Raw genomic sequence first — 14,013 nt, 5'->3', positions numbered from 1 at the left:
GTCCGCCCTGCCCCTATTCCGCCGCGACGGCGGTGACCCCGCCCAACCGCAGCGCCGAACACTCGGCCATGATGGCCGAGGCGCGGGCGATGGGATTGGTGAGGTAGAAATCATGGATCGCCAGGCCGAAGCCGGCCTTGTCGGTGGTCCCGCCGACCTGCGACAGCGCGGTGACGCCGGCCGGGTCCGCCGCCTCCAGCATGTCGGTGGTCCCCAGGTGCGGATGCGCGGCCACCAAGGCGGCGCGCAGCGCGAACAGCGTGTCGTAGGGAAGCTTCTGCCCGAGCACTTCGGAGAGCGCGCGCAGCACCGCCCAATCCTCGCGGGCATCGCCCGGTGGGAACGAGGCCCGGCCGGCGAACTGCACCCGCCCTTCGGTGTTCACATACAGGCCCGACTTCTCGGAATAGGCGGCGCCCGGCAGGATCACGTCGGCGCGGTGCGCGCCGCGGTCGCCATGGGTGCCGATATAGACCGTGAAGGCCCCTGCCCCGACTTCGATCTCGTCGGCGCCGAGCAGGAACACCACGTCGAGCGCCCCGGGCGCGGTCATGGCGGCGGCATCAAGCCCGCCAGCGGCCGGCACGCAGCCGACATCAAGCGCGCCGACCCGCGCCGCCGCGGTATGCAGCACCGCGAACCCGTTCCAGCCGTCCTTGACGGCGCCCACCGACACCGCGAGCCGCGCCGCCAGCGAGAGAACCGCCGCGCCGTCCGGACGGGAGATGGCGGCCTGGCCGACGATCACCAACGGGGTCTTGGCGGCTTTGAGCACGTCCGCAAAGGTGCCCGAGCCGGTGAGGTCAGCCAGCGTATCGGGTCCGGCGCCGAGATAGTCGTAAGGATAGGTCAGGTCCACCGGCGCGCCGATCAGGCCGATCCTCAGTGCGCCCGCCGACATGCGCCACGCCTTGCGGATGCGCGCATTGACGATCGACGCCTCATGACGCGGGTCGGTGCCCACCAGCAGGATCGCGTCCGCCTCCTCAATGCCGGCGATGCCGGGATTGAAGATGTAGGAGGCGCGCCCCAGCGCCGGGTCGAGCGCGGCGCCGTCCTGGCGGCAGTCGATGTTGCCGGAGCCGAGCTTGGAAAGCAGCGACTTCAGCGCGAAGGCTTCCTCGACGCTGGCGAGATCGCCGACCAATGCGCCGATCCGTGCCGGCGCGGTGCCCTTCACCTTGGCGGCGATGGCGTCGAACGCCTCGATCCAGGTGGCGGGCGCCAGGCGGCCGTTCTTGCGGACATAGGGCTGGTCAAGGCGCTGCGTCTTCAGGCCGTCCCAGACATAGCGGGTCTTGTCGGAAATCCACTCCTCGTTCACGCCCTCGTTGGTGCGCGGGAGAATGCGCATCACTTCGCGGCCGCGGGTGTCGATGCGGATGTTCGAGCCGGCGGCGTCCATCACGTCGATGGATTCGGTCTTCACCATTTCCCACGGCCGGGCATGGAACTGCATGGGCTTGTGGGTCAGGGCGCCGACCGGGCAGAGGTCCGCCACATTGCCCTGCATCTCGGAGCGCATGGCGTGCTCGAGATAGGTGGTGATCTCCATGTCCTCGCCGCGCCCGATGGCGCCGAGATCCGGCACGCCCGCCACCTCGGTGGAGAAGCGCACGCAACGGGTGCAGTGGATGCACCGGTTCATGGAGGTCCGCACCAGCGGGCCGATATATTTGTCCTCGACCGCGCGCTTGTTCTCGGCGAAGCGGGAGGTGTCGACCCCATAGGCCATGGCCTGGTCCTGGAGGTCGCATTCGCCGCCCTGGTCGCAGATCGGGCAGTCGAGCGGGTGGTTGATGAGGAGGAACTCCATCACCCCTTCGCGCGCCTTCTTCACCATGGGGCTCTTGGTGAGCATCACGGGCGGCTCGCCGTTGGGGCCGGGGCGCAGGTCCTTCACCGCCATGGCGCACGATGCCGTGGGCTTGGGCGGGCCGCCCTTCACTTCCACCAGGCACATGCGGCAATTGCCGGCGATCGACAGGCGCTCATGGAAACAGAAGCGCGGAATTTCCACGCCCGCCGCCTCGCACGCCTGGAGCAGCGTGTACTCGGGAGGAACGTCGACCTCGGTGCCGTCAACGATGATCTTGGCCATCAATCAGATCCTCAATGCGGCAGTTCGACGAGATCAAGACGCCGCTCGATGCGATCAAGGCGAGCCTCAACACGGTCTAAGCGGCGGTGAACGCCCGCAAGGTTTTCTTCTATTGCGGTGACACGAATTTTCAGATCCCGAACGTCATCCATCACGCGATCCAGCTTCTCGTCGAAGCGCTGCATATAGACGAGGATGAGGTTTTCGGTCTCTCCGGTCATCCCCGTTCACTCCGCCGCGACCGGCATGGCGACCGGGTCGGAATGGGGGTTGGCCGCATAATCGTCGATACGCTTCTCGATCTCGTGGCGGAAATGCCGGATCAAGCCCTGCACCGGCCATGCCGCCGCGTCGCCAAGCGCGCAGATGGTGTGGCCTTCGATCTGGGTGGTGACTTCCAGCAGCAGGTCGATCTCGCGCTTCTGCGCGCGGCCCTCCGACATGCGGTTCAGCACGCGCCACATCCAGCCGGTGCCCTCGCGGCAGGGCGTGCATTGGCCGCAGCTCTCATGCTTGAAGAAGGCCGAGATGCGGGTGATGGCGCGCACGATGTCCGTGGACTTGTCCATCACCAGAATGCCGGCGGTGCCTAGGCTCGACTTCACCGCGCGGGTGCCGTCGAAATCCATGATGAGGTCGGCGCACTGGTCGGCCGGGATCACCGGGCAGGAGGCCCCGCCGGGGATGATCGCCAGCAGATTGTCCCAGCCGCCGCGAATGCCGCCGCCGTGCCGCTCCACCAGTTCCTTGAACGTGGTGCCCATGGCGTCTTCGACGACGCAGGGCGTGTTCACATGGCCGGAAATGCCGAACAGCTTGGTGCCCACATTGTTCGCGCGGCCGATGCCGGCGAACCAGGCCGCACCGCGCCGCAGGATATCCGGCGCAACCGCGATGGATTCCACGTTGTTGACCGTGGTGGGGCAGCCGTAGAGGCCCATGTTGGCCGGGAACGGCGGCTTCAGCCGCGGCATGCCCTTCTTGCCTTCAAGGCTCTCCAGCAGCGCGGTCTCTTCGCCGCAAATGTACGCCCCGGCCCCGTGATGCACATAAAGATCAAAGGGATAGCCGTGGATATTGTCCTTGCCGATCAGCTTGGCCTCATAGGCCCTGCTCGACGGCGGCTTCCAGCTGCTCGCGCTCGCGGACATATTCGCCGCGCACATAGATGTAGGCCGCGTGGGCGCCCATGGCGAACGAGGCGATCAGGCAGCCTTCGATCAGCAGATGCGGATCGTTGCGCATGATTTCCCGGTCCTTGCAGGTTCCGGGCTCGGATTCGTCGGCATTCACCACGAGATAGTGCGGACGGCCGTCCGACACCTTGGGCATGAAGGACCACTTCAGGCCGGTCGAGAAGCCGGCCCCGCCGCGCCCGCGCAGCCCGGAGACCTTCATCTCGTTGATGATCCAGTCGCGCCCCTTTTCCAGGAGGCCCTTGGTGCCATCCCAGCCGCCGCGCGCCATGGCGCCCTTCAGGCCCCAATCGTGGATGCCGTAGAGATTGGTGAAAATGCGGTCCTTGTCCTGGAGCATGCTCACTCCTCCGGATCGCGCACGCCGGTGCCGGTCTTCGGCGCCTCGCGCTTTGAGCCCGTCACGGAGGGGCTGTTCTCCTGGGCGGCGGAAGCCACCTCTTCGCGCTTGTCCCGCTTGTCCTGGCCGTTGATCGCCTTCTCTTCCTTAGCGGAAGCGGCGCCCAGCGGGTCGCCGGGCGTTTCGGTCGCCGTAGAGGGGCGACCGGCCTCCTGAAGATCGGGCACTTCCGCCGTGTCCGAATTGTCGGCCACGCGCGGGGCGTACAGCGCGGGATCGGTCAAAGTGGTCGGACCGCCGAGCGGCGCGGACATCTGGCGGCCGTTCTGCGAGCCGGTCTTCACCGGGCGCCCAGCCGCGAGATCGTCGAGGATGTTGCCGAACACTTCGGGGCTCAGATCCTCGTAATAATCGAAGTTGATCTGAACCATGGGCGCGTTGGCGCAGGCGCCGAGGCATTCCACCTCAAGCCAGGACGCGCCCTCGGGGGAAACGTGCCGCTCCGGCCCGATCTTGCGGCGGCACACGTCCTTCAATTCTTCCGACCCGCGCAGCATGCACGGCGTGGTGCCGCACAACTGCACGAAATGCCGGCCCACCGGTTCAAGGTTGAACATGGTGTAGAAAGTGGCGATCTCCATCACGCGGATGTTCGCCATGTCCAGCCGCTTCGCCACCGCGCGGATGGCGGGTTCAGGCAGCCAGCCGCCGGCCTGCTCCTGAGCCTTCCACAACAGCGGAATCACCGCACTCGCCTGCCGGCCTTCTGGGTACTTGGAAATCTGGCGGTCGGCCCAGGCCGAATTCTCCGCCGTGAAGGCGAAGCTTTCGGGCTGTACGGCTGCGAGGCGGCGAACGGACATCAACGTGTTCCCGTAGTGACGATACGACAGTCGTTGTAGATTCCACCGACCTGGGCGATGCCGCAGTCGGCATAGACGCCGTTCTTGTAGAGACGCATGGCGCTGGCGTGGCTCACATGGGCGAAGGCGCCATTCGTGCCGGGAATCCCCGTGTCGGGGATGATGGCGGCACTGACCGGTGTCCAGCCGCCCTGAAGCAGGCTGTACATGGTGATTCGCTCCACCACGACCGCGCGAGGCGGTTCGGCGTAGACGGCGACGGGCACCACAACTTCGATGGGGGTCTTCACCACCACGGCGCGCGGCGCGATCTGCACCGGATCGGCGGCGAACGCCGGCGCGGACATGAGGGATGCGGCACAGACCAGCGCGGCAAGGGTATTATTAAGGGTTTTCAACGGTCTACCTCCCCGAACACGATGTCGAGGGAGCCAAGCACCGCCGAAACGTCGGCGAGCATGTGCCCGCGACAAAGGAAGTCCATAGCCTGCAGATGGGCAAAACCCGGAGCGCGAATCTTGCAGCGGTAGGGTTTGTTGGACCCGTCCGCCACGAGATAGACGCCGAACTCACCCTTCGGCGCTTCCACCGCGGCATAAACTTCGCCTTCCGGCACATGGAAGCCTTCCGTATATAGCTTGAAATGGTGAATGAGGGCTTCCATCGACCGTTTCATCTCGCTGCGCTTCGGCGGCGCGATCTTCCGGTCGACGGTGTGGACCGGACCCGGCTCCTTCAGCAGGCGCGCGACGCACTGCTTCATGATCTTGATCGACTGGCGCATCTCTTCCATGCGCACCACGTAGCGGTCGTAGCAGTCGCCGTGCAGGCCGATCGGGATGTCGAAATCGAGTTCGGAATAGCACTCGTAGGGCTGCGAACGGCGCAGATCCCACGCCGCGCCCGAGCCGCGCACCATCACGCCGGAGAAGCCCCACGCCAGGGCGTCCTCAAGGGTCACGACGCCGATATCGACGGTGCGCTGCTTGAAGATGCGGTTTCCGGTGACCAGGCGGTCGAGGTCGTCCAGCAGGGCGAGGCAAGGACCGCAGAACTCGCCGATGTCTTCCACCAGCTTGGTGGGCAGGTCCTGGTGCACGCCGCCGGGCCGGAAATAGGCCGAATGCATGCGGCTGCCCGAGGCCCGCTCATAGAACATCATGAGCTTTTCGCGCTGCTCGAAGCCCCACAGCGGCGGGGTGAGCGCGCCCACGTCCATGGCGAACGTGGTGACGTTGAGGATGTGCGAGAGAAGCCGCCCGATCTCGGAATACAGCACACGAATGAGCTGCCCGCGCATCGGCACTTCAAGCTCCAGCAGCTTTTCCACCGCGAGGCAGTAGGCGTGCTCCTGGTTCATCGGCGCGCAATAATCGAGCCGGTCGAAATAAGGCAGAGCCTGGAGATAGTTCTTGGTCTCGATCAGCTTCTCGGTGCCGCGATGCAGCAGGCCGATATGCGGATCGACCCGCTCCACCAGTTCGCCGTTCAGCTCCAGCACCAGGCGCAGCACGCCGTGAGCCGCGGGATGCTGCGGCCCGAAGTTGATCTGGAAGTTGCGAACCGGGTTTTCGACACGGGGCGAATCGAGGGTATGGGCCATGGTGCGCTCCTTCAGCCCGCCTTCGGGGCGCCGGGCTGCGAGGCAGCCTTCTCGTCGCCAGGGAGCACATATTCGACGCCTTCCCAGGGGGAGAGGAAATCGAAGTTGCGGAATTCCTGCGCCAGCTTCACGGGCTCGTAGATCACCCGCTTGGCTTCGTCGTCGTAGCGCACCTCGACGTAGCCGGTGGTCGGGAAGTCTTTGCGCAGGGGGTGGCCGTCGAAGCCGTAGTCGGTCAGCAGGCGGCGCAGTTCCGGGTGGCCGGTGAACAGGATGCCGTACATGTCGTAGGCCTCCCGCTCAAACCAGTTGGCACCAACATAGACCGAGCAGAGGGAGGGTACGGTGCCGGTTTCGTCGGTCTCCACCCTCAGGCGGATGCGCAAGTTCTGCTTCAGCGAGAGCAGATGGTAGACCACGTCGAACCGGTTCACGCGGGCGGGATAATCCACGCCGCAGATGTCGATCATGCAAGCGAACAGACAGCTCGGGTCATCGCGCAGAAAGGTCGCCACCTTGACGATCTCACCGCGCTCCACGTCCAGCGTCAGCTCGCCGTAGGCGACCTTCGAGCCGCGCACGGCGCTGCCCAGAATACCGGAAATGTGGACCGCAAGGTCCTTGAGGGTTTCGTCCATCCGCATTTTCCCCGCGCCGTCCGGCGGCGATTGCTTGGCTCGATCAGCGTTCGATGGTTCCGACGCGACGGATCTTCTTCTGGAGAAGAAGGATGCCGTAGAGCAGCGCTTCGGCGCTCGGCGGGCATCCCGGCACGTAGATGTCCACCGGGACCACCCGGTCGCATCCGCGCACCACCGCGTAGGAATAGTGGTAATAGCCGCCGCCGTTGGCGCAGCTGCCCATGGAGATGACGTAGCGCGGCTCCGGCATCTGGTCGTAGACCTTGCGCAGCGCGGGAGCCATCTTGTTGGTCAGCGTGCCGGCGACGATCATCACGTCCGACTGGCGCGGCGAGGCGCGCGGCGCGAAGCCGAACCGCTCCACGTCATAGCGCGGCATCGACGCCTGCATCATTTCAACGGCGCAGCAGGCGAGCCCGAAGGTCATCCACATGAGCGAGCCGGTGCGCGCCCATGTGATCAGCTCGTCGGCCGTGGTGATCAGGAAGCCCTTGTCCGCAAGCTCGGCGTTGATCTCCTTGTAGAAGGGATCATCCGCGCCCGCGGGGCGGCCGGTCGAGGGATCGATGATGCCTTTCGGCGCCTGGGACACCAGCGGCGCCGTGGCTGAAGGGGTCAATCCCATTCCAGTGCTCCCTTGCGCCATTCGTAGATGAACCCGACGGTCAGCACGCCGAGGAAGATCATCATAGACCAGAAACCGAGGTCTCCGAGCCCGCCGAACGAAATCGCCCAGGGGAACAGGAAGGCCACCTCCAGGTCGAAGATGATGAACAGGATCGACACCAGGTAGAAGCGCACGTCAAAGGTCATGCGCGCGTCGTCGAACGCGTTGAATCCGCACTCGTACGCCGACAGCTTTTCCGGGTCCGGGTTGCTGTAGGCCACGAGAAATGGCGACACCAGCAGGGCCAGCCCGATCACAAGCGAAACGCCTATGAAGATGACAACCGGCAGATAATCCTGCAGCAGCAGATTCATGTCCGCACCTCGGGACGCTGGGCGATCCGCTTGAAGCGTAAACCGCGCCCGCCTCGGTTGGAGTAATTCGAAACGAGCGAGGCTTACCGCAGTGCCAGATAGGTGGCAAGCGCAAGCTGCCCGCTACCTTCCCAGCCCCTCATGTTGCACAGCAGCATGACATCTTCCCGCACCTGCGAAAAGCCTGCGCGGACGCTGGATTGGATGTATTCCAGCTCACGTCTGGCACCTTGAGGGCAAACCAGATAGGGGCGCCGCACCGCCTGGGAAAGGCAGGTGCGACAGTATGGCCCGGCGCCCGTCCACCGCCGCGAGGGGCGCCTCAGGCGCCCATCGCCTCCTTCACGGCCGCGACCAGTTGCTTCAGCGAGAACGGCTTCGGGAGGAAGGCGAACTTCTCCCCTTCCGCCAGATTCTTGCCGAACGCCTCCTTGGCATAGCCGGAGATGAAGATGACCTTCAGGCTCGGCATCTGGGCGCGCAATTCCTTGACCAGCGTCGGCCCGTCCATCTCCGGCATCATCACGTCGGAGACCACGAGATCGATGCGCGGCGTGTCCGGCTTGTCGAGCGCCTCCAGCGCCTCGGCGCCGCTTGCGGCGGCGATCACGTTGTAGCCGCGGGCCACCAGAGCGCGGGTGGCGAAGGCGCGCACCGCGTCCTCATCCTCCACCAGCAGGATGGTGCCCTGGCCGGTCATGTCGGCGGCGCGGGCGTCCGGCTCGGGCACCGGGGGCGGCAGCGCGTCCTCGGTGGTCATTTCATGGCGCGGCAGGAACACGCGGAAGACGCTGCCCTTCCCGGCCTCGCTGGTGGCGAGGATGTTGCCGCCGGTCTGCTTGACGATGCCGTAGACCGTGGACAGGCCGAGGCCGGTGCCCTTGCCGACATCCTTGGTCGAGAAAAACGGCTCGAAAATCTTGTCCATGATCTCCGGCGGAATGCCCGTGCCGGTATCTGTGACCTCGATCAGCGCGTAATCGGCCGGCGCGAGCGTGCCCTCGTCGCCGAACCGGGCGCACTCGGCGGCGGTAATGTTCGAGGTGCGCAGGGTCAGCGCGCCGCCGCCGGGCATGGCGTCGCGCGCGTTCACCGCGAGATTGACGATCACCTGCTCGAACTGGTTCACGTCCACCTTCACCGGCCACAGGTCGCGGCCGTGCTCCACCTTCAGGTCGATTCGCTCGCCGATCAGCCGCCGCAGCAGCATGGAGAGGTCGGCGAGCACGTCGGTCAGCTGGATCACTTGCGGCCGCAGCGTCTGGCGCCTGGAGAAGGCGAGCAGCTGGCGTACCAGGCCCGCCGCCCGGTTCGCGTTCTGCTTGATCTGCATGATGTCGGGGAACGACGGGTCGCTCGGCCGATGGTTGGCCAGCAGCAGGTCGCAATAGCCGAGGATGGCGGTGAGCACATTGTTAAAGTCGTGCGCCACGCCGCCCGCGAGCTGGCCGATGGCCTGCATCTTCTGGGATTGGGCGAACTGCGCCTCCAGCGACTTTTGCGCCGTGGTATCGACGGCATAGACCGCGACGCCAGCCACGTTCGGCCCCAGCAGAGCCGCGTAGAGCCGCGCCGAGCGCCCACCCTCCCCCGCGATCGAAGCCTCCACCGGAGACACCGCCACCTGCCCGGAGACGGTATCGCGCAGCAGGTGCTCCACAGCCTGTCCATCGCGCTCGATCACGAGACGCTCAAGCTTGGTGCCGATCACCGACAGGCCGCTGCCGGCGAACAGGCGCGCGAAGCTGCCATTGGCCTCCAGCACGCGGCCGGCCCGGTCGACACTCGCCATGGCAAGCGGAGAGCGCGCAAAGAAAGCCGCCTCCGCGCCCCCGGACATCGCGGTCCCGGACGTCGCGGTCCCACCAAGCCCGCCCGCCCCAAGCGAGGGCGGCGCGAGTTGGACCACGGGCAGCGTCAGCATGCGCGGCACGACGACGACGATGCTCTCGCCGCCCGCCTCTCCGCCGATCCAGACGTGAGCCGGCCATGTCGAGCCATCCTTGCAGATGAAATCCACGTCCATGCCGGCCGCGCCCGATTCGCCCTTGCCGATGGCTTTGAGGACGGCGGCTTCGCTTTGCCCATCCACGATCTCCGCGAACGGCATGCCGGCGGTGCCCCAATCGGCGAGGTCATATCCCAGCCAGCGCGCGAAGGTGCCGTTGGGAATGCGCCCCTCGTCCGCCGAGAGCAGCAGCAGGCCGACCGGTGCCGCTTCCCACAGGGAGGTCAACACGCTGGCTCCGTCGGGATCGATCGCAGACACGCCGGACTGAGCCGGCACGCCGGCAAGCCGGGACGGGCGTTCGGGAACCGGAACGCCGGACAGTTTACGGCCGCCGGCCTCACCGAGACTCAGCACCCATATCACCCGGCGCAGGCCCTCAAGCGGATGGACCGCCACCACGAGACGCCGGCCACCCGGCTCGGGATCGAAGGGGAACGCCTGGACTCCATGGGTACCGTCCGCGATCGCGCGTAGCAGCGCGCTCACGGGCCCGTGGGAATTGGGAATACGGCTGAGAAAGCGCTCCGGGGTGGGGGCCTGCCCCTCACCGCTGCGGCAAAGGCGCAGATAGGGGCCGTTCACCTCGATGAGTTGGTCGCCATCCTCCACAATTGCCACGGCATCGCTGGTGGCGGCGAGGAGTGTGCGCGCGAGATCATCATTGCGCCGCGCATCGCCGCGCCAAAGGCGCACAGAAGATGTTATAATCGTGAACACGCCGACAGCGGCAAATGCCGCCAGAACGGCGGTTATCGCCGAACCGCCGCCATCCCGCAGAACCACGGCAAGCAGCCCGCCAATGAACGCTGCGGCCCCGACCACAACGCGCTGCGACGCAAACCTCTTCGATCGGAGTCGGTTGCTGGTACCCTCCGCGCGTTCACCGCGCGCGCCAAAAATCATGAATTTTCCCTTTTATCGTGCCGCCAGCGGGTTTAGTGCCAAGCAGCCGATTCCCGGAAATTAACGCAAAGTTACGGCATTGGTTGATTTATGCGCCTGATGGTCAACAATTTCTTCGCGCCCGCCTCCATAGGAAGCGCGCGCCTGCTGCTGTATTGGGACGGCTGCGTTTTGACAATGCAGGCCGGTGCCGCACGCGGCGAAGAGGAGACATGATGTTGCAGGACCTGCTCGGAACGCAGCTCGAATTGCCGGCGCGAATTGCGATCGCAGCCATCGTGATCGTCGCCCTGCTCGGGTTGACCGTTCTCATTGTGCGCCGCCTCAACGGCGGCGGCCGCGCCGGTGGCGGGCGTTCGCGGCAGGCGCGTCTCGCGGTGCTCGACAGCGTCGCGATCGACCAGCGCCGCCGGCTGGTGCTGGTGCGTCGCGATGACGTTGAGCACCTCCTGCTGATCGGCGGAAGCGGCGACATCGTGGTCGAACCCGGCATCGTCAGGGGGTCTCCGCGCGAGGGCATTGGTGCCCGTGAGATGCAGCGGGACGCCGCCGCGCCGCGCGAGGCGACCCAGCTGCGCGAGCCCACGACCTCGCGGGACGCATTTCCGCGTCGCCCCGCCGCGCCTTCGCTATCCGCTCCCCCGGCCCCGCCCGAGGCGGTCGCATTGGCGCCCGAACCGATCTCTTTCGCCGCGCCTGAGGCCGCACCTGGTTTCGAGGAAACCGATCTCGCCCCGGTGGAACCCCGCCGCCCGCTGAGCCCGCGTCGTCCGCTCCGCCCGGAAGGTGAAGCGGGTCTTCGCCCGCCGCGTCCGCTCGGTCTGCCCGAGCGCACGCCCGCACGCGCCGCACCCTCTTTCGCCAGCCGTTTCCGCCCCGCGCCGGAGCCCAAACCCGCCGATGCCGCGTCGGAGCTGGACTCAGCCCCGGATTTCCACCCCGTCGTGGCGCCGCTTCCTGTCGTGGAACCCACGCCCGCCGCGCCAGAGCCGGTGGCGGTGGCGGTGGCGATGGAAACCACCCATGCGGAACCCGAGCCCTCGTTCGCGGCCTTTGAGCCGGTGGCACCTGAACCTGAACCCGTCGTGCTGGAAAAGGTCGAGCCAGAGCCGGTCGAGGAGGAGCCCGTAGCTGGAGCGCCTGTCACACCGGCGCCGGTGGAGCCGGAGCCGATGATTGAGCAGCCGGTCGCGAATGAACCGGCCGTGCCGGACTACGCCGTGCACGAGCCGGTCGCGCAGGCCCCTGCCCCGCACGCCTATGAGGCGCCCGAACCCGAAGCGCCTGCACCCACGGTGTTTGCCGAAGTCTCCGAACCCAACGCCGTTTCGGAACCGCCGGCTTGGGAGCCGGAATTCACGCCCCAGCAAGAGCCCGTGCACGAGCCCGTGGCGTTCGTGCCTGAGCCGATCATCGAGCCCCCCGCGCCCTTCAAGGAGGAGGAGCCGGTCTCAGACGCGTTCGTGCCCGAGCCGGTGGTCTTTGCCCCTGAGCCGGTGGCCTTTGCGCCCGAACCGGTGGTTTTCGCTCCGGAACCCGTGGCCCTTGCGCCCGAGCCCGTCGCGGTGGCGCCGGAGCCGGTGATTTTTGCGCCGGAGCCGGTCGCGGTTGCGCCCGAGCCCGTTGCTTTCGCTCCCGAGCCGTTCGTGTCGGCGCCGGAGCCTGTTGCACGGCCGCAGGACGCCGCGACATTCCACGGCGAGCCTCGGGAAACCCCTGTTGAGGCGCCGCGCGCGCCTTACGATGTGCCGCCCGTTGTGCCCGACGAGCCGCAGCCCCGCCGCATTCCGGCGTTCAGCCTGAGCCGTCCGACCCGTGGCCCCCTGGCGCCGACCGGGCGCACCGAACCCCAGATCGGCGACCTTGCCAGCCGCCTGGAGGCGTCCCTGGGCCAGGCGCTGGACGAGCCCGCATCGGGGGCGCCGCCAGCAGACGTGCCGCCGCCCAACCCGTCGCGCCCGACGCCGGCACGTTTCGCACCCATGATGCGGGCTACGGCGTCATCCGCTGCCCCGCCGCCGCGTCGCACCGAGCCGCAGCCGTCGCTATTCACACGCGCCGCGCCCAGACCCGAACCTGCGACAGCCCCTGCCCCGCATGACACGATCAGCGCAGCAGGCCTGGGGCTCAACGAAACCGATCTCGTGCGTGAGCTTGAACTGGCGCTGGCCGGCGAGGGCGAAGAGGAAGCCAAGAAGAAGGATGCCGCGCAGGCTGCGGAGGCTGCTGCGTTGGCATCCGTCGCTGAATCAGAGCCTTCGCCGCATCAGGCCCCCGAGGACAAAGACGCCGATTCCTTCGACCCGTTCGGCGATCTGGAAGCTGAGATGGCAACCCTGCTCGGCCGCCAACCGGCGGCGCGCAAATAGCGCGCTGCTGGCTCCAAACTAAAAAGCCCCGGACGTCACCGTCCGGGGCTTTTTATGTTTCAGAGCACGCACGCCGCGTCGCTAGGACGCCGCGCGCCAATTATCAGGCATTGATCATGGCCAGGCACTTGCCCGCAGCTTCAGCCGCCGGGCGCGCGCTGGACATGGGCACTGCGCCGGATTTCACCAGTGCCTTGGTCTGCGCGGTGATGATGTCACGCAGATTGGCGCCGGGCACGACCTGCGCCGCCGTCGAGGTATAGATGGTCTTGGCGTCGGTGCTGAGCCCAGCGGCGCACTTGTCAGCCGCCGGACGGTCTGCAAGCGCGACCGAGGACAACAGGCAAAGGCTGGCGGCAGCGGCCGTAATCTTCAACATTATCGGTCTCCCCCATGAATTGCATGGTCTGCATATTGAATGGTCTGCGAACGCGCGGGACCACCGCGATCAGGCGTGGAAGCCGAATGCGACCGAATTGAAGCAATCCGGTCGGGAAACCCGGCCCCAGTCCTTAAAAAGAGAACGCGTCACCCGATCCGCCTGCCGTGCAGGCCGACCACGGCGTGCACGAGCAAGCTTTGGCGCGTCAGAATGCCGGCACGGGGATCAGCGCACCCCGACGCGATTGACCGGGCCGCCGGCGTTCACGCCGCCGTAGCCAGGCGCACCGACACCCGGCGCACCTACACCGGCACCCGGCGCAAGGCCGACACCCGCCGCGCCAGCTCCGGCACCCGGCAGGACGCCGACACCGTTGGGATTGGCCACGCAGCCCTTGGGATACCCAGGACGGGTGCAATAGGCGACCCGCGGCGCGGGCCGGGCCACGCAGCCCACCGGAACTCCGGGGCCGTTGCAATAGACCACGGCCTGGCTTTCGCCGGAGCCCGCAGTCAGGGCGAGGCCCAGGAACATTCCAAACGTCGCAATAGTGCCCGTGAACTTCATGCGTTCCCCCGATCAGGTTGGCCAAGCAGCTAGAACGCACCGGTTTCGGCGGCAAT

12 protein-coding genes and 1 pseudogene are annotated in these 14,013 nt (G+C 66.7%); 1 reads left to right on the top strand and 12 read right to left on the bottom strand.

The window, feature by feature from the left end:
• Positions 1-13 precede the first annotated feature (13 nt).
• The 10 genes and pseudogenes from nuoG to ADADO0_RS17985 form a co-directional block, all read right to left on the bottom strand.
• On the bottom strand, positions 14-2,101 hold the full coding sequence (gene nuoG, locus ADADO0_RS18030) for an NADH-quinone oxidoreductase subunit NuoG (RefSeq protein ID WP_511306590.1): 2,088 nt from the start codon (positions 2,099-2,101) through the stop codon (positions 14-16).
• A gap of 11 nt (positions 2,102-2,112) precedes the next feature.
• Positions 2,113-2,322: a hypothetical protein gene (locus tag ADADO0_RS18025; RefSeq protein ID WP_511306589.1), complete on the bottom strand. Its 210-nt coding sequence runs from the start codon at positions 2,320-2,322 to the stop codon at positions 2,113-2,115.
• A gap of 6 nt (positions 2,323-2,328) precedes the next feature.
• Positions 2,329-3,637 (bottom strand): annotated as a pseudogene (gene nuoF / locus ADADO0_RS18020) (NADH-quinone oxidoreductase subunit NuoF).
• A 2-nt stretch (positions 3,638-3,639) separates the two neighbouring features.
• Positions 3,640-4,500 carry an NADH-quinone oxidoreductase subunit NuoE gene (gene nuoE / locus ADADO0_RS18015; RefSeq protein ID WP_511306588.1) on the bottom strand — a complete coding sequence of 287 codons (861 nt, stop codon included), beginning with the start codon at positions 4,498-4,500 and terminating at the stop codon, positions 3,640-3,642.
• Positions 4,500-4,898 carry a hypothetical protein gene (locus tag ADADO0_RS18010; RefSeq protein WP_511306587.1) on the bottom strand — a complete coding sequence of 133 codons (399 nt, stop codon included), beginning with the start codon at positions 4,896-4,898 and terminating at the stop codon, positions 4,500-4,502. Before ADADO0_RS18010 ends, nuoE begins: the two co-directional genes overlap by 1 nt.
• Complete coding sequence (locus tag ADADO0_RS18005; protein ID WP_511306586.1) at positions 4,895-6,103, bottom strand: NADH-quinone oxidoreductase subunit D; 1,209 nt, start codon at positions 6,101-6,103, stop codon at positions 4,895-4,897. Before ADADO0_RS18005 ends, ADADO0_RS18010 begins: the two co-directional genes overlap by 4 nt.
• 11 nt (positions 6,104-6,114) lie before the next feature.
• On the bottom strand, positions 6,115-6,741 hold the full coding sequence (locus ADADO0_RS18000; RefSeq protein ID WP_511306585.1) for an NADH-quinone oxidoreductase subunit C: 627 nt from the start codon (positions 6,739-6,741) through the stop codon (positions 6,115-6,117).
• Positions 6,742-6,784: 43 nt separating this feature from the next.
• The gene (locus tag ADADO0_RS17995; RefSeq protein WP_511306584.1) at positions 6,785-7,369 is read right to left on the bottom strand and encodes a NuoB/complex I 20 kDa subunit family protein; all 585 of its coding nucleotides are present in this window, start codon (positions 7,367-7,369) and stop codon (positions 6,785-6,787) included.
• Positions 7,360-7,725 (bottom strand): NADH-quinone oxidoreductase subunit A, encoded by a 366-nt coding sequence (locus tag ADADO0_RS17990; RefSeq protein WP_511306583.1) that lies wholly within the window; start codon positions 7,723-7,725, stop codon positions 7,360-7,362. Before ADADO0_RS17990 ends, ADADO0_RS17995 begins: the two co-directional genes overlap by 10 nt.
• 322 nt (positions 7,726-8,047) lie before the next feature.
• The gene (locus ADADO0_RS17985) at positions 8,048-10,558 is read right to left on the bottom strand and encodes a response regulator (protein WP_511306581.1); all 2,511 of its coding nucleotides are present in this window, start codon (positions 10,556-10,558) and stop codon (positions 8,048-8,050) included.
• A gap of 293 nt (positions 10,559-10,851) precedes the next feature.
• Here ADADO0_RS17985 and ADADO0_RS17980 point away from each other — a divergent pair, with 293 nt between their 5' ends.
• Positions 10,852-13,008, top strand: coding sequence for a flagellar biosynthetic protein FliO (locus ADADO0_RS17980; RefSeq protein ID WP_511306580.1), 2,157 nt, complete (start codon positions 10,852-10,854; stop codon positions 13,006-13,008).
• Between the two features lie 103 nt (positions 13,009-13,111).
• Here the strand turns inward: ADADO0_RS17980 and ADADO0_RS17975 are convergent, their stop codons facing one another.
• Together ADADO0_RS17975 and ADADO0_RS17970 are read right to left on the bottom strand one after the other, a co-directional pair.
• Positions 13,112-13,387: a hypothetical protein gene (locus ADADO0_RS17975; protein WP_511306579.1), complete on the bottom strand. Its 276-nt coding sequence runs from the start codon at positions 13,385-13,387 to the stop codon at positions 13,112-13,114.
• 228 nt (positions 13,388-13,615) lie between these two features.
• Positions 13,616-13,957: a hypothetical protein gene (locus ADADO0_RS17970; protein ID WP_511306578.1), complete on the bottom strand. Its 342-nt coding sequence runs from the start codon at positions 13,955-13,957 to the stop codon at positions 13,616-13,618.
• Between the last annotated feature and the right edge of the window lie 56 nt (positions 13,958-14,013).

Origin of the sequence: Aquabacter sp., assembly GCF_965279295.1 — a bacterium.
Classification (GTDB): Bacteria; Pseudomonadota; Alphaproteobacteria; order Rhizobiales; family Xanthobacteraceae; genus Aquabacter.
This window is presented reverse-complemented; position numbering and strand designations above follow the sequence as displayed.